Origin of the sequence: Paenibacillus azoreducens (genome assembly GCF_021654775.1) — a bacterium.
GTDB classification, from domain to species: Bacteria; Bacillota; Bacilli; order Paenibacillales; family Paenibacillaceae; genus Paenibacillus_AQ; species Paenibacillus_AQ azoreducens.
The window spans coordinates 2,679,387-2,699,836 of record NZ_AP025343.1 but is presented as its reverse complement, the minus strand read 5'-3'; the positions used below and the strand labels follow the sequence as shown (position 1 = coordinate 2,699,836).

Sequence of the window (20,450 nt, the reverse complement as noted above, 5' to 3'; positions counted from 1 at the left end):
TGTGCCCATTTTCGTCAAGTATTAATCTCTTCCTCCCGCTTTAGAAAACGAAATGGCGAGCGGTTGTTCGCCCTCGTGACTTTTCCCATTCCTCCATACCATAAAAAGGCCATCAGCGGAATAATAAACCAAAGCCAATATTGCGTCATACTTGAAAGAATCAAATCATATACGCCATGCCAAAACCATGGGATAACCAAAGAATAAGCAAGATAACGTTTCGAGGCAGCTCCTTTGGAAAAACGGGCACGCCCAAGATAGTACCCCATCATCACGCCAAACATAGCATGTCCCGAAACAGGCAGCAAAGCCCTCAGAAACATCGTACCGATCGAAGCGTGGCTGTACCACGCATACATCACGTTCTCAACGGTCGCAAAGCCAAGCGAAATGGCAACGGCATATACAATCCCGTCATAAGGCTCGTCGAATTCGCTGTGGTGAAACATGATATTGTACAATACAAACCACTTCAGGAATTCCTCCACAAGCGACGAGATGATAAACGAATTCACATATAGATTCCCGCCGAAGCCATCCGTAAATCCCCGCTGAATAATCATAACCGGCACTACGATCAAAAATCCGAGCAAGAACACCTTAGCCACCATTTTCAGCGGCTCCTGCTCGTACCTGTCCTTAAGGTAAAAATAGGTCAAAAGGGCAAGACCCGGCGCTAACGCCGAAGCAATAACCGAAAACCAAAGCACCGTTTCTTTCCCCCTCATCTACGTTTCATGCCGCATATCATTTCTTCATACATAAAAGCAAGTCATCCCATGAAGCGATCTATCACGGGATGACGACATTCAACATTAGAGATTGTTCAAAAAGTCCGCTTTTGATAAGAAAAACGTCTATCGGCGTACTGACAAAGAAGACAGACCGCGTTTAGCGGAAGTTTTTCTTGCGATATAGAATTTCATCAGCTCCTGCTTTTTGAACACGCACTATTAGTTCTGTCTTTTGAAATGTTCGCAAATGGTTGCAATCGCGTTATCATTCATGACAACTTTGCCGTATTCCTCAAGAACGGCTTCCGTGTAAGAGGCGGCTTCCCCATATTCCGCGAGTACGGCTATAAGCGAAGGCTGCTTGCCGGAATCGATCTGTTCGGGATCCAAATACAGCACCCATTTATCTTTATAATGATAAAGACGGCCGGCTTCAGTAATGTGACCGCCAAGAATATGCGCAGCTTCAATCAGCACTTCAAAATCGTCGAAGGCATAAACGATGGAGTCGCTCTGCTCCAATGTGACTTCCATTTCATATACTTCTTCAGGGAGCTCATCTTCCCCTAAATGACTGTAATGCTGATGATCATATTTCCCACGGGTCACGATGACGACCATGCCCTGAGCAGGAAGAGCGAAAACCTCTACTGCGAGCGGCCCGGTCGCATCAAAGCCGAGTTCATTATAGGCTTGATCCATCATCTCTGTGAACAGCTCGTGTACCTTGGGAAGCTCCTGCCACATATCTTCTTTCTGGATTCCTCGCTCACTCAGATCGTCAAACGTGAGGAAAATCCGTATCTTATCTGAGCTTAATCGTTCTATTTTCATGACAGGATCCTCCTCTGTAAGCAATGATATAACAAATTATGATGTCTCCCATAATGTGTGCTGAAAATAGTTCTATGTAAGTATGTTATCATTATATAGCCAGAAATGCACGCTGTAAAATACGAAAACATCTATCGTAGTATTAAAAAAAGAATCATTCCCGAGCGTGTCCGCTCCAAAAATGATTCTAATGGTTTGATTCAGGTTTATAACCCAGGTATGGAGCTGTTTGTTTCGTTCAGAATCATGTTCACTTCTTTTTTCACGTCAGGATTGCTGTTGATAAAATCGTGGATCTGCTTCATGCTGTCAGCTTTCGAATGCGCATTGTTTTGGGGAGCTGCCGAATAGTTGGTCCCCCCGGTTGCGATGGAACCGATGGAGCCGATATCCATCATTTTGCTTGCGTTGTGAGTGATCGCGGAAGAGATCGCGCCTTTGTTTCTGGACATGAGCGCCGTTGCCGCCGCACCAATCAATACACCGCTTATAAATGACGAAGTATTCACAATTACAACCTCCTTATGTGTTAAAATCAAGTCTAGTGTTCGCGGATCAGGACATCCTCATGCGGCATAAAAACAGGAAAGCGAGATGAAAAAATGGTTAAAAAGACAGCTGCGCTTCTTTTGATGACGGCTATGTTGCTAAGCGCATGCGGCGGCAAAAACGAAGCTGTACCGAACCCTGGCCGGAATAACGGCGGAACAAATACGGCGGCGACATCAGACGCCTCGGGCTCTTCAGATGCGGCCCAAAAAACGGAGGCCGAGAAATCTGATGCAGGGAAGTCCGCCGCCAATCCAAAGAATGCTGAGGACGCGAAAAAAGAAGGCAGCGATCAGGACAGCGCGAGCGGTCAGAACGACCAGGCTGCCGTTCCTTTGACATACCACTTGAATAAAGCGTACAACATTGTCCCGAACGACGAAAACGGCGAAAAAAAGGTCGTACTTCTGAGCTTCGATGACGGCCCTAAAAAAGCGGAATGGATCAACAGCCTGATCGATACGCTGGACAAGCATCATGCCAAAGCTATATTTTTCGTAAACGGATACCGGGTTAAAGAAAATCCGAGCTTGCTTAAGCTCATTCATGACCGCGGTCAGATCATCGGCAATCACAGTTGGGATCATATTTCATTGCGGAAGGAATCCGAAGCGAAAGTAAGGCAGCAAATCGAGGATGTACAGAAAATCGTAAAGGATACGGTAGGTGAAGCACCGGTATTTTTCCGTCCCCCTTTTGGCGAAGGTGGAGATATCGGAAAAAAAATCGCCAAGGAAAACGGTCTTCTATATATGACCTGGTCAAACGGCTCGCTTGATTGGACGATGAAATCCAAAGGAACTGATAATCCGCAGAAGTTGATCAAGAACGTTCTCGATCAACTTCATCCGGGAAGCAATATTTTGATGCATGAACTGCCATGGACGACCGAAGCGCTGGACCAGCTGCTGACCCAGCTTGAAAGCAAAGGCTACACCTTTGTGGATCCGCGCAGCATTGAACTTGAAATGAGATAACGGCGCAGCAGCGCCAAAATAAAAGGGCACGATCCGCTGCAATTCGGAAGGTGCCTTTTTATATTTCTTATGAAGGTTTTGCCGGAGCTTTTCTCAGCCGGATCATGTGCATTTCAGCCGGGCAGCATAAACGCAGCGTGACGCGTCTGTTGCCGAAACCGCGGCTGATAAGCAACTGCGGCGTCTTTACGGCTGACTGAGGTTGATACCATTTGAACCAGCCGCAATCATATTTACGGTAAAACGAGTTTAACCGGATCGCCCCGAATACGGGGAAGCGGATCTGGCCGCCATGGGTATGGCCGGCGAGAATCAAATCCGCGGGTTTTTCCGGTAAGAACCGGATCCAGGCGGGATCATGTACAACCGCGACACGGCATAAATCGGCAAAACCGTCAGGTACCCTTGGAGGCGGCGCGTATCCGTCCCGCTTGTGCAGCGGTTGGTCGATGCCAGTGAGCAGAATCTGCCCGCCGCCCCGTTTCAGGACCACATTTTCATTCCTTAACAAAGTACAGCCTGCTTCTTTAAGCACTCTGGCCAACCCTTCAGGATCGGCTTTCAAATCATGATTGCCATAGACAGCATATGCCGGTCCTATAGCCGCCAGCATAGCGAGGTTTTCCCGGACGCGCTCCAGCGGCACGTTCTGCTCCATTATATCGCCGCCAAGTATGACCCAATCCGCCTTCCCTTGCAGGGACTCCATAAATGCTCTGGAAAGCTTCCGCTTATGAATATCCGAAATAAAAAAAATACGGCTTCCCTCAAAAGCTTCCGGCAAACGCTCGAGAAAAACCTCCGAATCCGTGATGGCATGAATCCTTGCTTCATATGACATCCTTGCCAAAAGCAAGATGAAGCACGCCGCAAGGATGCCCGCGCTCCACAGGAGCGCCGGGGTCACCATAGTTCCCCCAGCGGAGGGGCGCCTTTGATCCCCCAATATACGAGAAATGCCGTCAGAACAAGAAACAGGAAAAATAATGAGTTCGTAAAATACTTGCTCAGAATATTTTTGCGGGCCCCATATTTTTCGGCTCGGGATGGAGTAGATTGAGGGTCCTCTTCTCTCCTCACGCCCGTTTCCTTTTCTGCTTTATGCCTTTCGGTACGGGATCGTGACATTCCCGAAGCAGACGAAACTTTCTTTTGCGGCTGTTCATCCTCAGCAGTCTGTATGCTGTCGTTTCTTCTCCCCTTCGCTCTCACCCTGCTTAATGAAGCCGATGGTTTGATGCGCTCCCGTTTCGGTTTGCTTGTGCGAGCCGGTTGTCCTTCTGGAGCGGACAAGGGGGGCTTTTTTTCATAGTTTTTTTTTCGTTTTTTACTGTAGGTTTCTACTCTGCTTAATTCTGTACTCATGATTCCCTCCGAAATCGAATCACTAACCCGGATATACAATCTATCGCAAAATGGCATACGATCGGGGCAAGCAGCGTCCCGGAGTGGATATAAATATATCCAAGCCCATAACTGCTGAGAAACACCCAACCCGTTGGAATCCAATGCTTTAAATACCGGACGTGAATAACCGCGAACAAAATGCTGGTCCAATAGGCACCGAAAGCGTGCTGAATGGCGCCGCGGAACAAAAGTTCCTCACAGACCGCAACAACAGCGGCGATGAGTACGATATGCCAGACGGGGCGATTTTGAAACAGCATGTTGTTGATTCCGCCGTCGTCCATGACTTCCTCAGGCGTTAAACGCGAGACCACGAAATCAATTAAAAACATCACGCCGGCCAGTCCAAGCCCCCATGCCACAAAATAGTCACCTTTATGCGCAATGAATAGTTCAAGAGGGTTTCTTTTCTGAAATAATATCCATATCAATCCGATAATGAAGGTAAGACCTTGTGTCAGGTAAAGATTGATCAAGAGCAGACGGTCTGTCAGCTGATCCGGCGTGGCCTGTTTCAATTTGGGCACACGGAATTTAAATTTTTTCATGTTAAGCCTGCCTGTCTGTAGTTATTAACGGTACAAAGATCATCACCATTTAAAGGAGTGCAAGAGAAAATGAAAAACAGTCCCTCCCGTTTCGAACTCTACTTCAGCCTTTTGTTCATCCTGGCGCTGCTCATATCCGCCGCCGCGTTTCTATCCGGGGTTCATATCGGCGCCAATCGGACAGAGGAAAAATACAATCAGCTCAAATTGTCTTCCCTTTCCCCTGACTTTACTGATTCGTACCAGCAGCAGGATGTCGTTACCTTCTATCATACCGTATTTTTGCCTTATCGGGAATTCAAGCAAGAATGGCTGAGCGGGACGGATAACCAAATCCTGTCTGCAAAAGATTTCAAGCAGCTCGCCAAGCTGGCTAATGATTCATACAACGAAGTACTTCAAGCTTCGGTATTCGATTCATCGCCGCTGCTTCAGCAGTCGCAAAACAATACGCTAAAAAGCCTTCATTTATTCGGGACAGCTGCGAGTCAGGCCGCCGAGAACAGTACTGATGCCAAAATGACCGCCGTCCGGTTCACGCAGGATCCATTTTATCAAAATGCCGTCAAATATGGTCTCATGGCTCAAAAACAATATTATGCATCCATGCTAAAATGGGGAACGAAGGTGAGTCCTTCCATCCCTGGCCAATATTCCTTGCCTTCCATCCTTAAATTAGATGAATGGAAAAAATTGCCGCTCATGGTCAAAAACGAAGCCGTATCGGCCGTTCTGCTGAACAGTTCATACTTCAGTGCGGCGGATCCGCAGGATATAACCGCAGTAGTTGATTATTGGCTGGCTTCTGGAAAAGCAAAGCAGTACAAGCTTGATTCGCTTCAAGCGACCGTCAAACATCTGCAGAAGACGGATGCAATCCGCCCGCAAATTTTCTGCCAGCTGAAAGAGCAATACGGCCAAAAGGAATTGCTGCCGCAAATCCCTTTCTTCGATGAAACCTGATTGCGTCAAAATTTGTAAAATGATTTGGCGAAAAACGTCAACAACTATACTAAAAATCATAGCAGATTTGGTACGATGGATTCAAGAAGTGAAGGTTTCCTATTGACAGCGACCTCAAGCACGTGATACATTATGAAAAAATTAACGAGTTAAAGCCGATGAAGGAAAGAAGGTCCTTGGAAGTCTGCAGAGAGCCGGTGGGTGGTGCAAACCGGTGACAAACAAGCCGCCTTAGCGTTCCAGAGAAGCTGTATCGAACATTGAAGTAGGTACAGCCGGGTCATTTCCGTTATCAAATCAGGTCCTTATCGGGCCTCTGAGGCTGCCGGCTCCAAATCGGCGGTAAATTAGGGTGGTACCACGAACAACTCTCGTCCCTTACTACGCAAGTAGTGTGCGGATTGAGAGTTTTTTTGTTATACACTTGCTGAATTCCGTGCTAAACCTTGTGAACCACCCAGGAATATGGCCCGATTTCTTGCCCCATTATATCTTAGGCCTTTGACACAGTACCGCGTTGCCCAGGGAATGCGATATTTCTCGAAAGCTTATCCGCTAAGGGTAAAAAGTATGGTTTTAAAAGGTTAGTACTCCGAAATAATTGATTCTTTCAAACGGATTACAGCCTTCTAACTTATAAGTTCTATCAGATTGAGGAGGAAGAAACCATGTTTAAAGTGTTAGTATCGGATCCGATCAGTGATCTGGGAATTAAGCAGCTGATGGATGCTGCCGATGTTCAGGTAGAGAAAAAAACTGGACTAGGCGAGGATGAGCTTGCGGCCATTATCGGGGAATACGACGCATTACTCGTCCGCAGCCAAACCCGCGTAACCGAAAAAATCATGGCTGCCGGCGCCAAACTGAAAGTCGTCGGCCGTGCCGGCGTTGGTGTGGACAACATCGATCTTGAAGCAGCCACCAAACGCGGGATCATCGTCATTAACGCCCCTGACGGCAACACCGTCACTACCTGCGAGCATGCCTTCGCAATGATGATGGCCCTGGCGCGCCATATTCCGCAAGCTTACGCGAAAACCATCGGCGGAGAGTGGGACCGCAAATCATTCCTCGGCGTTGAACTGCGCAACAAGACATTGGGTGTGCTTGGCATGGGCCGCATCGGCAGCGAAGTCGCCAAACGCGCCAAGGCTTTTGGCATGAGCATTCTGGCGTTCGATCCATTCCTGACCCAGGAACGCGCTGAAAAAATGGAAGTTAAACTGGCATCCGTGGATGATATCGTTCGCAATGCCGACTTCATGACGGTGCATACGCCGTTGACGCCTGAAACGCGTCATATGATTGCCCGCCCGCAATTCGAAGTGATGAAAAAAGGAATGCGGATCGTCAACTGCGCTCGCGGCGGAATCATCGATGAAGCTGCCCTTGTCGAGGCGATTAACGAAGGAATTGTAGCCGGCGCCGCGTTTGACGTATTTGAAAGCGAACCGCCGCAAAAAGATCATCCGTTCCTCAATCATCCTAAAATCATCGTGACGCCTCATCTTGGCGCATCGACCGTTGAAGCCCAGGAGAACGTGGCCATTGATGTATCCGAGGAAGTGCTTCATATTTTGCGTAACGAGCCGTTCAAAAATGCCGTCAATATACCGCCGGTAGCCGCAAGCGTAATGAACCGCCTGCAGCCTTATTTTTCGATCGGCGAAAAGCTCGGCAGCTTTGCCGCTCAGGCTGCAAATCAGGCCGTGCATGAAATTCACGTAGAGTATGCGGGCGATCTGTCCGATATCGACACGCTGCCGCTGACGCGCTATATCGTCCAAGGCGTGCTTGCACATCATCTTGGCAGCGAAGTCAATATCGTCAACTGCATGCATCTTGCCAAATTGCGCGACATCAACGTGGTCGTTACCAAAGCGTCCAAATCCAAAGGTTTTACCAATCTGCTTACCGTGACGCTGAAATCGCAAAACGATGTTGAAAACTTGGTTGCCGGTACGTTATTGAACGGTTACGGCGAACGGATTGTCCAAATTGATAAATTCCCGGTGGACGTAGCGCCGGAAGGCCATCAAATCCTCATCTCCCATAATGACAAACCGGGTCTGATCGGCCGCGTCGGAACGCTTCTTGGCGAAAACGACGTCAACATTGCATCCATGCAAGTCGGACGCAAAATCATCGGCGGTGCAGCCATCATGATTCTGACAGTGGACAAAGCCGTTCAAAAGGATGTACTGAATCAGTTGACTACCCTGCCGGAACTGAACCGCGCCATTGAAATCACACTGTAAATTAACGGATATAGCGCAAGCCCCATATACTTTGGGCTTGCGCTTTTTTTGCGTTTTACCATCTTGTTCCACGTTGAACAATATTAATCTTTCAACTTCAACAAAAAACACCGCAGTTTGCGGTGTTTCTTAAGTTCCTCTCAAGATTCATGATTTTCGACAGGTAAACGAATCGAAAAAACGGTTCCTTCGCCTATTTGGCTGGTTACCCGGATCGACCCGGAATGAGATTCCACGATGTTTTTAACGATCGCCAGACCAAGGCCGGTACCGTTTGAACCTCCCCTGACTCTCGCTTTGTCAGCCTTATAGAAGCGTTCGAAGACATATGGCAGATCTTCTTGAGGAATGCCCGCTCCCTCATCCTCGATCTTGATTTGCAGTTCTGATGCATGACCGGTCCCCAGCCGCTCAGCAGCAATGCGGATTTGTTTGCCGCTTGGCGTATGCCTGAACGCATTGTCCAGCAGGTTGGTCAGCACCTGCTCCAGTTTATCTTCATCTGCCGCCTCAAGCACTAGATCCTCGGTACGCTTGTCATAAAGAAGATCAAGACCGCTTTCTTTCGCCCGAACGGAAAATTTACGGAATACGCGTTCAAGCACTTCACTCATGTCCAATCTACGGAGATGAAGATCCGTATGTCCTGCTTCCATTCGCGCCAAATCCAGCAAATCCTTGACAAGTCTGCCCATGCGCAGCGATTCGTCATGAATGACTTGTATAAGCTCCTGGCCTTCCTCTGGTGATGCAGCCATTCCATCCAGCAGCGCTTCGCTGTAGCCCTGCATCATTGAAAGAGGAGTCCGAATTTCATGCGATACGTTCGCCACGAAATCCTGCCTCATTTTCTCCAGCTTCACCTGTTCCGTCACATCCCGAAGCACCGCCACGGCCCCCCGGATATTATCGTCATCCGCATACAAAGGAGCCATGCGCACCGACCAAACCCCTTGCTTCACATGCACATTGGCGCTAACGTCCGCGCTTTCCTGAAGCATGCGTTCAAACAGATCCAATAGCGGTTTAGGCACCTTTTCTTCCGGTTTGCTTTCCATATCGTTGCTTTGCTCCATGTCCCAGTCGATATCTTTCCATTTCGGAATCAGCTTTTGGGCCGGTGGATTGGTCAAAATGATATGACCGGAGTTATTGAACGTAATCACCGCATCGCTCATGCTCCGCAGGACGCTTGCCAAATGCTCCTTCTCCTGGTTCAAGTTGCGGATGTTCTCTTCAAGCTCCGCCGCCATATGATTGAACGTATTCGCAAGCTTGCCGATCTCGTCGCTCGTAACGATCGACAGGCGGGTGCTGTATTCGCCTTTACTGATCGCCTCGGTGGCGCTGATTAGCTTTTGCATCGGCTGCGTGATTTTGGTAAGCAGAAACAGCGCAAAAAAGGTGGTCATCGAAAAACCGATGATCGCCGTATAGGTGAATAGGCGTTTAATATCTCCGGAATTGTTCGAGAAATTAGTATCGATATACGGCAGCAAAAACAATGCCATCGTAATGAGAATACATGCAACCAAACAAATGATCGTCGCCCACAGCTTGCCGACTAGCGATGTCCAGAAGTTCACGTTACTTTGGCACCTCTAGCTTGTAGCCGACGCCCCAGACGGTCGTAATCATTGCAGCGGACTCCGGGGACACTTTGTTCAGCTTTTCTCTTAGTCTCTTGACATGCGTATCGACGGTACGCAAGTCGCCAAAAAACTCATAGTTCCAAACATCCTTCAATAACTCTTCCCGCGAAAAGACCTTGTCGGGCGAAACTGCGAGATAATGCAGCAGCTCGTATTCCTTTGGCGTCAGGCTTACTTCATGCCCGCTGGCGGTTACCCGATGCGCGTCATGCTCGATGACAAGGTGAGGGAAGACGATGTTATTGCTGGAATTGCTGTCCTTCGACAAATACGCCGTAGCCGAGGATCGTCTCAAGATAGCTTTTACGCGATAAATAACTTCTCTAGGGCTAAACGGTTTCACGACATAATCATCTGCGCCAACTTCGAAACCTTGAACGCGATTGATTTCTTCACCCTTAGCTGTCAGCATCAGGATCGGCGTCGATTTTAATTGTCTCAATCGGGTACAGACTTCAATTCCGTCCATCCCCGGAAGCATCAAGTCAAGCAAAATTAGGCCATAGTCCTGATTGGATGCCTTGCGGAGCGCGATTTCCCCGTCTTCCGCTTCCTCCACCTCATAGCCTTCTTTTTCTAAATACATTTTCAATAAACGGCGAATCCGTTCCTCATCATCCACAACCAGTATCCGATTACCATGTTCTGACATAGACAACAACCCCTTTATGTTCATCCGAAGAACTACAATATACTCTCAAAGGTTCATTATAGCGAAAATCCGCTTCAACATTCAATATGAAATGAGGAAACGGATTCTCGGAATTAGATTCTTTTTGTCGATTTATGCAATCAATCAACACCCGCATAGGAATGAAGTCCTGCAATGACGAGGTTGACTCCAACCAAGGTGAACATAACCACCAGGAATCCGATAACCGATAGCCAAGCAGACTTGCCGCCCTGCCAACCGCGCGAGAGTCTAAGATGCAAATATGCGCTGTAGAACAGCCAGCAGATCAGCGCCCAAACCTCTTTGGGATCCCAGCTCCAGAATGTGCCCCAGGCGACTTCGGCCCAGATCATTGCAAAAATCAAGGCTCCTAGCGTAAAGATCGGAAAGCCGATCGCGATAGCCCGATAACTGATTTCGTCCAGATCATCCGGATCGATGCCTTCCATCAGCGGAGAAGCGGCAGTCCCAAGAGGCTTTCGTACGATCAATCGCAATATCCCATACAATATGGCGCCAGTAAGCAAAGACCAAATAATCGTGTTGAATTTGCGTCCGGCATTAACGCCATTCATCCAGGACGGGGCCTCAAAGAGCGGCTTCTTCATTCCGAGGAACGGCTCAAAACTTTCAATCTTGCTCTGGTACGGCGCAACGATCGGCGGCAACTTGTAAGATACTTTGGCCGTTACCGTGTTTTGCGCCCCTTCTTGCCCGGCTACCTTCGTTTGCGTAAATACCGACTCATAACCGGCAGCCCGGAAAATAAATACGGTTGCAATGAAAGAGATGACAACAATAATGGAAAAGAAAATAACCTCCACCCAGCGCTGCTTTCTCTTCGCTTTTTTGTCTTTCCCTTTGAAGTCCACGGTGCGGATCAAGTACATAAAACCTGCCGCGAAACTGATCGCAAAAAATGATTCGCCTGCCGCAGCAAGTGTGACATGGATTTTAAGCCAGTAGGATTGCAGCGACGGAATCAGCGGTTGGACTTCCTGCGGGAATACGGCGGCATAAGCCATTATAATTATCGTGATCGGTACCGCAAACAACCCGAGCAGCGTTTTTTTGTATATCAGAAAAACAACCGTAAACGCTACCATCACCATCATGGACAGAAAAGACATAAATTCATACATGTTGCTGACAGGAATATGCCCTCCGCCAATCCAGCGCGTCACAAAAAATACAAGTTGGAAAATAAGGCCGAGGGAAGATCCGATAAAAGCGATCTTGCCCCATTTCTTCGAATGCGCCACGGGATCGCGGTTGCTCCACCTGCGGCCCATGAGAGCTACGGCAAATAATATGAATGCAGCGCAATAAAGGAAGAAAGCGACGACAAACATATTACTGCTAAAAGAAAGTAAATCACTCATGCTTGTTTTCCTCCGTTATCCAGGGACTTTTCATCCACATCCAGATTCATTTTTTTCAAAATAGCCGAAATTTCCCGGCGGATGCCGAACCAGTTTTTGTTGGTATGCGCTCCCAATGTCAGGATACCGTCATCGATTCGCAACCAGATACGGCGATGCTGCCAATAAAATCCGAGCACCAGACCCAACATGACGATGGCGGCGCCAATCCAGACAAAAGGCATGACTTTATCCACCCGGATATTCAAATACGTGGTGGCCATGGAGAAATCCACATTTTCCATCCCTTTGACATGAAGCGTCAACGGTACGCTGCCTATGTTCATTTTGTCGTTGATGGCATCCTGCCCAAAACGCTGCTTGTCAATTTCTTTTGGAAAATAGATATACTGCATGCCTTCAGCCGGCAGATTCGGCCCTTTGATCAGAAACAGATATGCCGGAGCGTTTGGATTCGGAGTTTTGGTCACGGGCCTTCCATTCTCATCAAGGCCAAAATCATTGTATTTCTCTTTCAGCTCAAGATTGTAATCGCCCACCGCATAATGACGCTGCGGATTTTTGATGTCAAGTTTGAAACTGCCGAGCTCCTTGCCCGTTTTCACATCGAACAACGAAGGGGTTACCGAGCGCAGCACCGGCGTAAGATCATAATCGAACTGGTATACCTTCAGATCCTTATACTCAAGGGGATCGTTCACCTGAATATTGTGTTTGGCCACAGCTTCCAGCTTTGGCTCTTTGGTCGGATCATTACAGTTAGCGGTACAGGTATAAAGCGTGGCTTGAGTATTGAACAGCTTGGCCAGCATCTTGCCTTTATTGCGAAACTCATCGGGCATTTCATCCTGCGTATAAAACTCCACAGTAAACTTCTCGTTTTCAAAATAATACGGGGTATTAGGTATAGGTTTGATTTCCCCTTCAGGAAAAGACATGTGCTGATCCATCTTCATTCCGGGCAAACCACGGGCCAAAACGGCAAGCAGGAAAATGATCAGCCCGATGTGGATGACATATGGTCCCCAACGGCTAAAGCGGTATTTTTCAGCCAAGAGAGCGTTTCCGTCCGTATGGACGCGGTACCCCCTCTTTTTCATCGGACCCGAAACCTGCTGAAGCCATTCCTCTGCTTCCCCTGCAACCGGCCCTTGATAAACGACGCGCTGGCGCGTAAGAAACTGCATATGTTTAAGTATCCGCTGTTTGCTGAGCGCTTTGTATAGCGGAAGTACGCGGTCCAAGCTGCAGATCACAAGTGACGCCCCGATCATGACTAGCAGCAGGATAAACCACCACGACTCGTAAGTATGCGTGAGTCCAAGTTTGTAATAAACGAATCCCCAGGTTCCGTACGTCTCTTTGTAATAGGTTGAGGGATCGATATTTAAGAACGTGTTCTCCTGGGGAAAAATCGTCCCAAGCATGGAGCCGAGCAGCGTTAAAATGATTAAGTATACCGCTACTTTGACAGAGGAAAAAAAGTTCCAGATACGGTCTATGAAATTCGGATTTGCACGCTGCGAACGGCGCGCCATTCCATCATAACGCATCTCCAGAACTTCATTCGATTCTCGGTCTCCTTCATGAAGCGGCCTGCCGCAGGCTTCGCAAAGCACGGTACCAACCGGGTTTTGGTGTCCGCATTCGCATTTCGTGTTTTTAAAAGCGATGACTTCCTGTAGCATTACGATTTCACCAGCTCTTCAATTTGTTTGTCGAGGGTGGCCAAATCCAGCTGACCGAGATGGATTTTGTTGATTTTGCCATTTTTGGACACAAAAAACGTAGTCGGCAAAGGCGAAATGCCATACGCAACGATCGACTCCTTGTTCGGATCAAGCAGAACCGGGAAATCGACTTGCATGTTATTGACGAAATTTTCAACCGCCAGCTTGTCCTCGCCGGCGTTGATCCCGATCACAACCACGCCTTTATCCTTCCACTTCTCCCACTGAGCCTGTAAAGCGGGCATTTCCTTTACACACGGGCCGCACCAGGTTCCCCAGAAATTCAGAACAATGGCTTTCCCCTTATATTCATCCAGCTGATGAGCCTTCCCGTCCAGACCAAGCAGGTCAAACGCGGGGGCTTTGCTGCCTTCCGTCGGCTTGCCGCCCGAACCCCACACTTGAGAAACAATGGCATATCCGCCCAGAAAAACGATCAAAAGCAGGATGATAATCTGAACTTTTTTTCTTGATTTACCCATGCCAAATGCCCCTTTTCTATGACAAATCTCATGTTTTCATCCCCGGATTTGAACATCCTATGAGAAATTATACCGAAAACATGACATATTTGTGACGGACGGTTATGAATATTGTGTGTCCTTCCGCGTTATTTTTTTTCTTTGTTTCCTTTTTCAGCCATTTTTTTGAGACTGTCTACCTCTGCTTTGGTCAGATTACGGTATAAGCCTCTTTTTAAATTCTGCAGCTGCAGATCGCCGAAAGAGATCCGTTTCAGACGGATGACTTTGTGGGAAATCGCTTCAAACATGCGGCGCACTTGGCGGTTTCTGCCTTCGTGAATCGTAATGCTAATGACCGCTTCTTTTTTCTCAAGATCTATATCCTTATATTCGACTTCCGCAGGAGAAGTCATGCCGTCCTCGAGCCGAATCCCCGCACGGAGTTTGTCCAACTCGCTGCCGTGCGGAATCCCCTCGACGGTGGCGAGATACGTTTTGGGCACATGATGTCTCGGATGGGTAAGCATATTGGCAAATTCGCCGTCATTCGTTAGCAGCAGCAGCCCTTCCGTATCGTAATCCAGACGTCCTACCGGATAAATCCGTTCCTTGATTCCTTTTACGTAATCCGTTACGATTTTGCGTCCGGCAGGATCGGATGCGCTTGTGATAACGCCTTTCGGTTTATTCATCATGATGTAAATCTTCTTTTCGTTTCGAATCGATTTGCCTTCCACCTTGATGATATCTTGTTCGGGGTCCGCTTTGGTTCCGAGCGTAGTCACGGTCTCCCCGTTAACTTCCACTTTGCCGGCCAGGATCAGTTCCTCACATTTGCGGCGGGAAGCGATGCCTGCCTGCGCCAAAATTTTCTGTAATCTTTCCATTGTATATTAGGTCACCTCAAACTAATGATACCCGTGAGCAGGGTAAATCACAAGTTCATTCCAAGGAAAATCTTTCCCCGGACAAGCGGGGGTGTGAGGGAAGATAAATAGTGGGGAAATGTCATATTGCCTGGACAGCTCCAAAATAAGCTTGCTGGCGACAAAAAGCTGCTGTTTTTCGGCAGCGCCAAGCAGCACGTAGCTGCGGTTGAAATTGCCTTCCAGGCAGATATGGATATGGGATGGGTCCGTCAAAAGCGGAGCCGAGGTTACGGAGCCGTCCGCCCCGATCCAGAAATCATATCCGACTCCATTGATGGACTCACAGGAGGAATGATGGATGATAAAGCCTTCGAAGGTCATGGATTTCACCTCAATCCGTCAACAATGCAATTACGTGTTACAGTATATGAGGTGTCCATCATTACGTTACAGCTTACAAAGCAGGGGGTTAGCCAAAGAATAGCAGGCAGACAATGATAGAAGCGATAAACCCGACCACATCGGAAAACAGGCCGACCTTAAGCGAATATCTGCCGTTGCGGATACCCACCGCACCCATATAAACGGTCAATACATACAGCGTTGTGTCCGTGCTGCCCTGAATTGTCGAAGCCATGCGCCCAATCATCGAGTCAGGTCCGTGAACTGAAATCAAGTCCGTTGCAAAAGCAAGCGAACCCGTCCCGGTGAGCGGCCGAAGCAGCCCAAGCGGTAAAATTTCGCTCGGAACGCCGAGCTCGCGCAAAAACGGGCCCGTCCATCCGACGAAGAAGTCTAGAGCCCCGGAGGCGCGAAAGACACTGATTGCCACCATCATGCCAACAAGATTGGGAATAATCTGGATGGCGGTCTCAAAACCGTCCTTGGCGCCGACGACAAAAGATTCGTACACAGGTACTTTTTTAACAAAAGCAAAAAGAGGAATGAACGCAATTAGGACCGGGATCGCCCACGCTGAAATCGTGTTGATGATTGCAGTCATCTGAAGCATCATCCTTTCATATCCGGTTTGGCTCCCTGCATAGGATCTGCCGGAATGGGCGGCCTCGGGTTTCTTTTCAGAAATTTCCGCCGGTAATACCGGTCCGCCGCCACCGCCGCAAATGTGGCAATGATCGTCGCAACAAGCGTCGTTCCGACAATTTCCGTCGGATTTGCCGACTTGTAATTCATCCGTATTGCAATCAGCGTGGTCGGAATCAATGTAATGCTGGCCGTATTCAGTGCAAGCAAAGTACACATGGCTGGACTTGCGCCCGTTTTATCTTGATTCAAGGTCTGCAGTTCCTGCATCGCCTTGATCCCCATCGGTGTAGCGGCATTGCCAAGGCCGAGCAAATTGGCGCTCATGTTGGACAAAATATATCCCATAGCGGGATGGTTGCGGGGCACGTCAGGAAACAGGAATCTTACGACCGGGCTCAGCAGCTTCGCAATTTTCTTGAGAAGTCCTGAATCCTCGGCAAGCTTCATCATTCCGAGCCAGAACACGAGCACGCTGATCAGGCCAAAGCAGACAGTAACACCGGTTTTGGCGCCGTCGAACGCAGCCGAGGTCACGGCTTCGATATTCCCTTGAGCGGCTGCAAACCCAAAGCCGATGATGATCAGCGCCAGCCAGATGACATTAATCATTTCCCATACTCCTCTCCCGATTCTCCCTGGTTTATCTCAAGTCATATTTCGTTAATTAATCATGCTGTAAAAACAATTTTTTCAAGATATACGCCAGCGATCCGGCAAAAGTTGAGGTATCCGCCTGAGCCATTGTCCCTGTGGCCGGATTCCTGACGCTTGGTTCAGGCAAATAGCTGCCTTTTTGATAAACCGGAACTGTACCGATCTGCTCCCCCTTAAGAAAAATCCGGATTTCCCCGCGCAGCCCAAAGCTGAGATCCGGACTTCCTTGCCTGACTGCCGGGGTCATGACCAGCTTGTTTTCTACCGCTTCCGCTTCCCCCTTCGCAAATGGGTACTGAAAGGTACTGCCGACAACCAGATCATGGCCTTTTACGGACTCGCCCTTCTCCATCAGTCGTGACAAAGGAAAAAACTCAAAACCGTAATCGAGCATTTTGCCATGATCATTCCAGTCATCCCCATCATTCAGCGTAACCGCGACGAGCTGCTGACCATTCCGCGTCGCCGAGCTGACCAAACACCGGAAAGCCTTCTTCGTATACCCTGTTTTGACCCCATCCGCCCCGTCATACAATCTAAGCATTTTGTTTTTGTTATACCATTGATAATCCCAGGATTCATTCGGATTAGGGGCTTTCTTGGTTTCCGTCTTCACGATATCACGGAACATCGGATTATGAAGCGCATAAGCCGTCAGCTTCGCCAGGTCATTGGCGGAGGAATAATGCCCATCAGCATCCAGTCCATGGGGATTGGCAAAATGGGAATGCTTCAATCCGATTTGCCTTGCTTTTTCATTCATTAAATACACAAAACCTTCTTCGGATCCGCCGACATGTTCGGCAATCGCAGTCGCAGCATCATTTCCGGACCGCAGCATTAAGCCGTACAGCATATTTTCAAGGGTCATTTCTTCGCCCAGCTTGAGATATATCGAGGAACCTTCTTTGCCGAACGCATTTTTGCTGACCTTAACCGGCTTTCGAAAATCCCCATGCTCTATTGCTACAATCGCCGTCATAATTTTGGTCAAGCTGGCTATGCGCAATTCATCGTCACCATGGCTTGAATACAGCAGGCGCCCGGAGGTGACATCCATCAGGGCGGCAGCCTGGGCATGCGTACTCAGTTCGGGAAGAACCTGGCTTCTTTCCGCTGAAACCGGAGCCAAGTTCGTCAGAAGCAGAGCGACTGCGACAATCCAACTGCTGATTGATTTTATCCACATTATTTTTTCCTCCGGATTCTTGAAAATCTTGTACAAGTATATGCTTGTCTTATGTCCGATATACCCAATAGCCGCGTTTCATGCAAAATAACCCCACAAAGATCTTATCAAGAAAAATCCCCTTCGGCTCGGAAGGGGAAAAATCATCTGTTAATAAAATGTCGGGTTCGAATGATCTTCGACTTCGATTTCGCGTTGTCCGGCGTTAAATCCTGTCGTCGATGCGGTTCCGGATTGGAACATCGCCTGAATTTTATCCACCATCATTGGTGCGGAATCAATCAGCTTCTCGAACAGGTGGGTTTGACTATCGAGCGGCACGACGTTCACGCCTTGTTTGCCGACGACCAGAAATGCAATCGGACGGATGGATACCCCGCCGCCGCTTCCGCCGCCAAAAGGCATCGAGGACTTCATGTCCGCATGAGCATGTCCATGCTCGCCGCCGGCTTTGTCTGCGGTATTCACCGCATATTCGCTGTTAAAATCACTGCCCCCCGCCGCAAATCCGAATCCCACCTTACTGATCGGAAGGATAACGCTGCCATCCGGCGTTTGTACGGGATCGCCCACAATCGTGTTGACGTCGACCATGCCCTTGATATTTTCCATAGCGGTTTGCATAAGGCCTTGAATCGGATGATCGGACATTTGTTTGCTTCCTCCTTCATGAAACTTTAAATAAGGTCATTCCAAAGTTAGTTTGTCCACATCCATATGGGAGTATGTAGAAAGGATTCGCCCATGACGGCATTAAACGCTTGGAACTTTTTGTCCCTTTTCCTTGAACTGGCGATATAAACGGATCCATCTTTTCAACCCGCCCTCAACTTTCATAACTCTTGATAACAAAATAAACAAAGCATACATGGCATATCCCAAGGAAAGCCGGGAAACGCAATAAAAATCGGTTGAAAACAGCATTTCGTCTTTAAATTGCGGCGTGACATTCAGCCGGGGACTGCTTTTCATTCGGACTTGAAAGGATAACCAGCCGACCAGCGTCGTTTTCAGGCTCCATAACACCCCTGTCGCAACCGCGGTCCATTCCGCTTCCCCTGCCGATAAATTCGTCGACCAATCAAGCTGCTGAACTCTGACATGAGCAAACATGCGCTGCAGCCATTTTTTTAAGGCAACCGTTGATTTGAGGAGGATCCGGAAATCATGCGCCCAGTGCTTCACTTTTTTCTTGTTGATGCGCGTATGCTCTGCGTTCCCGGAATAACCGTTCGCATTTCCGCTTTTTTCCAGCTTCAGCAGGAAGCCTTTTTTCATGTTTTCGAACATCAGCTTAGGCATCTCATAATGATAACGGACAAGTCCGTATAACATATGGATATCAATCTCCGCCCGGTCGTTTCGGCTGATTTTGCTGAATCGCACAGTGAAGGTGATATCCGATATCGCCGCAGCGAAAATCAATATGAAAATAACGGCGATCACTACCAGCGCAATCCACACAATAAAGCCCCCTCGGATCCTTAGCAACGTTTTCTTCGGACATAGTATGGCATACATCGCTGGAAAAGATTCGGATTCCCATTTTTCAATACAACGGGAGCGAGGGCTTTATCGGCTCCATGCAAATTATAAGAAAAACGTCTATCGACGTATTTTCATAGAAGACAGACCGCGCTTAGAGATAGTTTTTCTTGCGATTATAGAATTGTTCAGCGTAGCAAGAAAATTTATAAATTCTATAATCTTAAAATAACCCCTTAGCATCATTGATTTGTAAGTGCTATTCTAAAGCCAAGGTCATCTATTTTGAAATCAGGCATGCTTTTTCTTCTAATCGTCGAACCGCAATTATTTTCAACTTCAGCCCAGCTGCCTCCCCGGAAGACTCTATAGTTCCCATATCGTTCGGCATCATACAGATCCCAACACCATTCCCAAACGTTTCCAATCATATCATAAAGTCCCCATGGATTAGGAAGTAGTTTTCCGACCTTATGAGCTGTTCCATCGGAGTTTTCTCGATACCATGCAATCTTATCAATTCTTTCGTAACGATATCCGTTGGTTCCCGCCTTGCACGCATACTGCCATTCAGCGTCTGATAGTAATCGAAAGCCATTCGCTTTTTTGTTATATGTAGTGTTCTCACTTGCATCTGTGATTGTGTAGCATTCAGACCTGTCAAGTATTCTGGACAATTTGTTACAAAAGACTAGCGAATCTAACCATGAAACTTCCGTAATTGGCAGGTTATTCGCATTAGGGTCTACTTCTTCTTCATGCATGACAAAATGATACAACTGCTGTGTTACCGGATACTTCATTACATAGAAAGGTTCGACCGTTTCAGTCCATGTAATTACCTTTTTATCGCTTCCTCTTCCAGGGTCCGATAAAGTGTAATCAGAACTAAGCCACTTATTGATGTTAATATAATCGCGTAATTCGACAGTCCCACCGTCTATTGATACCATCAAATTCATTAAATTTTCCAGAAAACGCTCTCTGTCAATTCCATACTTTCCGATTGTCATATTGACCTCTTATTTATTTCAT

Annotated in this window: 22 protein-coding genes and 1 other annotated feature; of the genes, 3 read left to right on the top strand and 19 right to left on the bottom strand. The window is 47.9% G+C overall.

What is annotated here, in order from left to right:
• Positions 1–14: 14 nt before the first annotated feature.
• From prsW to L6442_RS11595, 3 genes are all read right to left on the bottom strand, one after another.
• Entirely contained in the window at positions 15–710 is a 696-nt protein-coding gene (gene prsW, locus L6442_RS11605; protein ID WP_194230199.1) for a glutamic-type intramembrane protease PrsW, read from the bottom strand.
• Positions 711–953: 243 nt separating this feature from the next.
• Positions 954–1,568 (bottom strand): genetic competence negative regulator, encoded by a 615-nt coding sequence (locus L6442_RS11600; protein WP_194230200.1) that lies wholly within the window; start codon positions 1,566–1,568, stop codon positions 954–956.
• A 206-nt stretch (positions 1,569–1,774) separates the two neighbouring features.
• On the bottom strand, positions 1,775–2,077 hold the full coding sequence (locus L6442_RS11595) for a hypothetical protein (protein WP_194230201.1): 303 nt from the start codon (positions 2,075–2,077) through the stop codon (positions 1,775–1,777).
• Between the two features lie 93 nt (positions 2,078–2,170).
• On the opposite strand from L6442_RS11595, the gene L6442_RS11590 reads away from it, so the two are divergent.
• Complete coding sequence (locus L6442_RS11590; RefSeq protein WP_212978445.1) at positions 2,171–3,094, top strand: polysaccharide deacetylase family protein; 924 nt, start codon at positions 2,171–2,173, stop codon at positions 3,092–3,094.
• 67 nt (positions 3,095–3,161) lie between these two features.
• Here the strand turns inward: L6442_RS11590 and L6442_RS11585 are convergent, their stop codons facing one another.
• Genes L6442_RS11585 through L6442_RS11575 form a run of 3 tightly spaced genes read right to left on the bottom strand, consistent with a single transcriptional unit; the run spans position 3,162 to position 5,049 of the window.
• The gene (locus L6442_RS11585; RefSeq protein WP_212978446.1) at positions 3,162–4,004 is read right to left on the bottom strand and encodes a metallophosphoesterase; all 843 of its coding nucleotides are present in this window, start codon (positions 4,002–4,004) and stop codon (positions 3,162–3,164) included.
• Positions 3,998–4,459 carry a hypothetical protein gene (locus L6442_RS11580; RefSeq protein ID WP_212978447.1) on the bottom strand — a complete coding sequence of 154 codons (462 nt, stop codon included), beginning with the start codon at positions 4,457–4,459 and terminating at the stop codon, positions 3,998–4,000. Before L6442_RS11580 ends, L6442_RS11585 begins: the two co-directional genes overlap by 7 nt.
• Entirely contained in the window at positions 4,456–5,049 is a 594-nt protein-coding gene (locus L6442_RS11575) for a CPBP family intramembrane glutamic endopeptidase (RefSeq protein ID WP_194230205.1), read from the bottom strand. The genes L6442_RS11580 and L6442_RS11575 overlap by 4 nt, the downstream gene beginning before the upstream one ends.
• Positions 5,050–5,118: 69 nt before the next feature.
• On the opposite strand from L6442_RS11575, the gene L6442_RS11570 reads away from it, so the two are divergent.
• Positions 5,119–6,012 carry a hypothetical protein gene (locus L6442_RS11570; protein WP_212978448.1) on the top strand — a complete coding sequence of 298 codons (894 nt, stop codon included), beginning with the start codon at positions 5,119–5,121 and terminating at the stop codon, positions 6,010–6,012.
• A gap of 149 nt (positions 6,013–6,161) precedes the next feature.
• Positions 6,162–6,394: a binding site (T-box leader), on the top strand.
• A gap of 286 nt (positions 6,395–6,680) precedes the next feature.
• Positions 6,681–8,270 (top strand): phosphoglycerate dehydrogenase, encoded by a 1,590-nt coding sequence (gene serA, locus L6442_RS11565; RefSeq protein WP_212978449.1) that lies wholly within the window; start codon positions 6,681–6,683, stop codon positions 8,268–8,270.
• Between the two features lie 140 nt (positions 8,271–8,410).
• Here serA and L6442_RS11560 read toward each other — a convergent pair whose 3' ends face one another.
• The 13 genes from L6442_RS11560 to L6442_RS11500 form a co-directional block, all read right to left on the bottom strand.
• A complete protein-coding gene (locus L6442_RS11560; protein WP_212978450.1) occupies positions 8,411–9,856 on the bottom strand; it encodes a HAMP domain-containing sensor histidine kinase in 1,446 nt (481 codons plus the stop codon).
• 1 nt (position 9,857) lies between these two features.
• Positions 9,858–10,574 (bottom strand): response regulator transcription factor, encoded by a 717-nt coding sequence (locus L6442_RS11555; protein WP_194230209.1) that lies wholly within the window; start codon positions 10,572–10,574, stop codon positions 9,858–9,860.
• 140 nt (positions 10,575–10,714) lie between these two features.
• Positions 10,715–11,977, bottom strand: coding sequence for a cytochrome c biogenesis protein CcsA (ccsA, locus tag L6442_RS11550; protein WP_194230210.1), 1,263 nt, complete (start codon positions 11,975–11,977; stop codon positions 10,715–10,717).
• Positions 11,974–13,665, bottom strand: coding sequence for a cytochrome c biogenesis protein ResB (gene resB / locus L6442_RS11545; protein WP_212978451.1), 1,692 nt, complete (start codon positions 13,663–13,665; stop codon positions 11,974–11,976). The genes ccsA and resB overlap by 4 nt, the downstream gene beginning before the upstream one ends.
• Positions 13,665–14,189 carry a thiol-disulfide oxidoreductase ResA gene (gene resA, locus L6442_RS11540; protein ID WP_212978452.1) on the bottom strand — a complete coding sequence of 175 codons (525 nt, stop codon included), beginning with the start codon at positions 14,187–14,189 and terminating at the stop codon, positions 13,665–13,667. Before resA ends, resB begins: the two co-directional genes overlap by 1 nt.
• A 128-nt stretch (positions 14,190–14,317) precedes the next feature.
• The gene (locus tag L6442_RS11535) at positions 14,318–15,058 is read right to left on the bottom strand and encodes a pseudouridine synthase (protein WP_194230213.1); all 741 of its coding nucleotides are present in this window, start codon (positions 15,056–15,058) and stop codon (positions 14,318–14,320) included.
• Positions 15,059–15,079: 21 nt separating this feature from the next.
• A complete protein-coding gene (locus tag L6442_RS11530) occupies positions 15,080–15,421 on the bottom strand; it encodes a peptidoglycan recognition protein family protein (protein ID WP_194230214.1) in 342 nt (113 codons plus the stop codon).
• An 88-nt stretch (positions 15,422–15,509) separates the two neighbouring features.
• Positions 15,510–16,043, bottom strand: a complete 534-nt coding sequence (locus L6442_RS11525) for a spore maturation protein (RefSeq protein ID WP_194230215.1) — start codon at positions 16,041–16,043, stop codon at positions 15,510–15,512.
• 8 nt (positions 16,044–16,051) lie between these two features.
• Positions 16,052–16,696 (bottom strand): nucleoside recognition domain-containing protein, encoded by a 645-nt coding sequence (locus L6442_RS11520; protein ID WP_194230216.1) that lies wholly within the window; start codon positions 16,694–16,696, stop codon positions 16,052–16,054.
• 55 nt (positions 16,697–16,751) lie between these two features.
• Positions 16,752–17,930 carry a D-alanyl-D-alanine carboxypeptidase family protein gene (locus L6442_RS11515; protein WP_212978453.1) on the bottom strand — a complete coding sequence of 393 codons (1,179 nt, stop codon included), beginning with the start codon at positions 17,928–17,930 and terminating at the stop codon, positions 16,752–16,754.
• A gap of 150 nt (positions 17,931–18,080) precedes the next feature.
• On the bottom strand, positions 18,081–18,581 hold the full coding sequence (gene ytfJ, locus L6442_RS11510; protein ID WP_212978454.1) for a GerW family sporulation protein: 501 nt from the start codon (positions 18,579–18,581) through the stop codon (positions 18,081–18,083).
• 102 nt (positions 18,582–18,683) lie between these two features.
• Positions 18,684–19,394, bottom strand: a complete 711-nt coding sequence (locus L6442_RS11505) for a DUF2953 domain-containing protein (RefSeq protein ID WP_212978455.1) — start codon at positions 19,392–19,394, stop codon at positions 18,684–18,686.
• Between the two features lie 263 nt (positions 19,395–19,657).
• Positions 19,658–20,428 (bottom strand): formylglycine-generating enzyme family protein, encoded by a 771-nt coding sequence (locus L6442_RS11500; protein ID WP_212978456.1) that lies wholly within the window; start codon positions 20,426–20,428, stop codon positions 19,658–19,660.
• Positions 20,429–20,450: the final 22 nt, after the last annotated feature.

What these genes read in the sequence shown, in the direction of transcription:
- resA (WP_212978452.1), bottom strand. Translation starts at nt 14,189, where the DNA reads ATGGGTAAATCAAGAAAAAAAGTTCAGATTATCATCCTGCTTTTGATC.
- L6442_RS11570 (WP_212978448.1), top strand. Translation starts at nt 5,119, where the DNA reads ATGAAAAACAGTCCCTCCCGTTTCGAACTCTACTTCAGCCTTTTGTTC.
- L6442_RS11585 (WP_212978446.1), bottom strand. Translation starts at nt 4,004, where the DNA reads ATGGTGACCCCGGCGCTCCTGTGGAGCGCGGGCATCCTTGCGGCGTGC.
- serA (WP_212978449.1), top strand. Translation starts at nt 6,681, where the DNA reads ATGTTTAAAGTGTTAGTATCGGATCCGATCAGTGATCTGGGAATTAAG.
- L6442_RS11525 (WP_194230215.1), bottom strand. Translation starts at nt 16,043, where the DNA reads ATGACTGCAATCATCAACACGATTTCAGCGTGGGCGATCCCGGTCCTA.
- ccsA (WP_194230210.1), bottom strand. Translation starts at nt 11,977, where the DNA reads ATGAGTGATTTACTTTCTTTTAGCAGTAATATGTTTGTCGTCGCTTTC.
- L6442_RS11515 (WP_212978453.1), bottom strand. Translation starts at nt 17,930, where the DNA reads ATGTGGATAAAATCAATCAGCAGTTGGATTGTCGCAGTCGCTCTGCTT.
- L6442_RS11500 (WP_212978456.1), bottom strand. Translation starts at nt 20,428, where the DNA reads ATGACAATCGGAAAGTATGGAATTGACAGAGAGCGTTTTCTGGAAAAT.
- ytfJ (WP_212978454.1), bottom strand. Translation starts at nt 18,581, where the DNA reads ATGTCCGATCATCCGATTCAAGGCCTTATGCAAACCGCTATGGAAAAT.
- L6442_RS11575 (WP_194230205.1), bottom strand. Translation starts at nt 5,049, where the DNA reads ATGAAAAAATTTAAATTCCGTGTGCCCAAATTGAAACAGGCCACGCCG.
- L6442_RS11535 (WP_194230213.1), bottom strand. Translation starts at nt 15,058, where the DNA reads ATGGAAAGATTACAGAAAATTTTGGCGCAGGCAGGCATCGCTTCCCGC.
- L6442_RS11555 (WP_194230209.1), bottom strand. Translation starts at nt 10,574, where the DNA reads ATGTCAGAACATGGTAATCGGATACTGGTTGTGGATGATGAGGAACGG.
- L6442_RS11520 (WP_194230216.1), bottom strand. Translation starts at nt 16,696, where the DNA reads ATGATTAATGTCATCTGGCTGGCGCTGATCATCATCGGCTTTGGGTTT.
- L6442_RS11580 (WP_212978447.1), bottom strand. Translation starts at nt 4,459, where the DNA reads ATGAGTACAGAATTAAGCAGAGTAGAAACCTACAGTAAAAAACGAAAA.
- resB (WP_212978451.1), bottom strand. Translation starts at nt 13,665, where the DNA reads ATGCTACAGGAAGTCATCGCTTTTAAAAACACGAAATGCGAATGCGGA.
- L6442_RS11600 (WP_194230200.1), bottom strand. Translation starts at nt 1,568, where the DNA reads ATGAAAATAGAACGATTAAGCTCAGATAAGATACGGATTTTCCTCACG.
- L6442_RS11530 (WP_194230214.1), bottom strand. Translation starts at nt 15,421, where the DNA reads ATGACCTTCGAAGGCTTTATCATCCATCATTCCTCCTGTGAGTCCATC.
- L6442_RS11590 (WP_212978445.1), top strand. Translation starts at nt 2,171, where the DNA reads ATGGTTAAAAAGACAGCTGCGCTTCTTTTGATGACGGCTATGTTGCTA.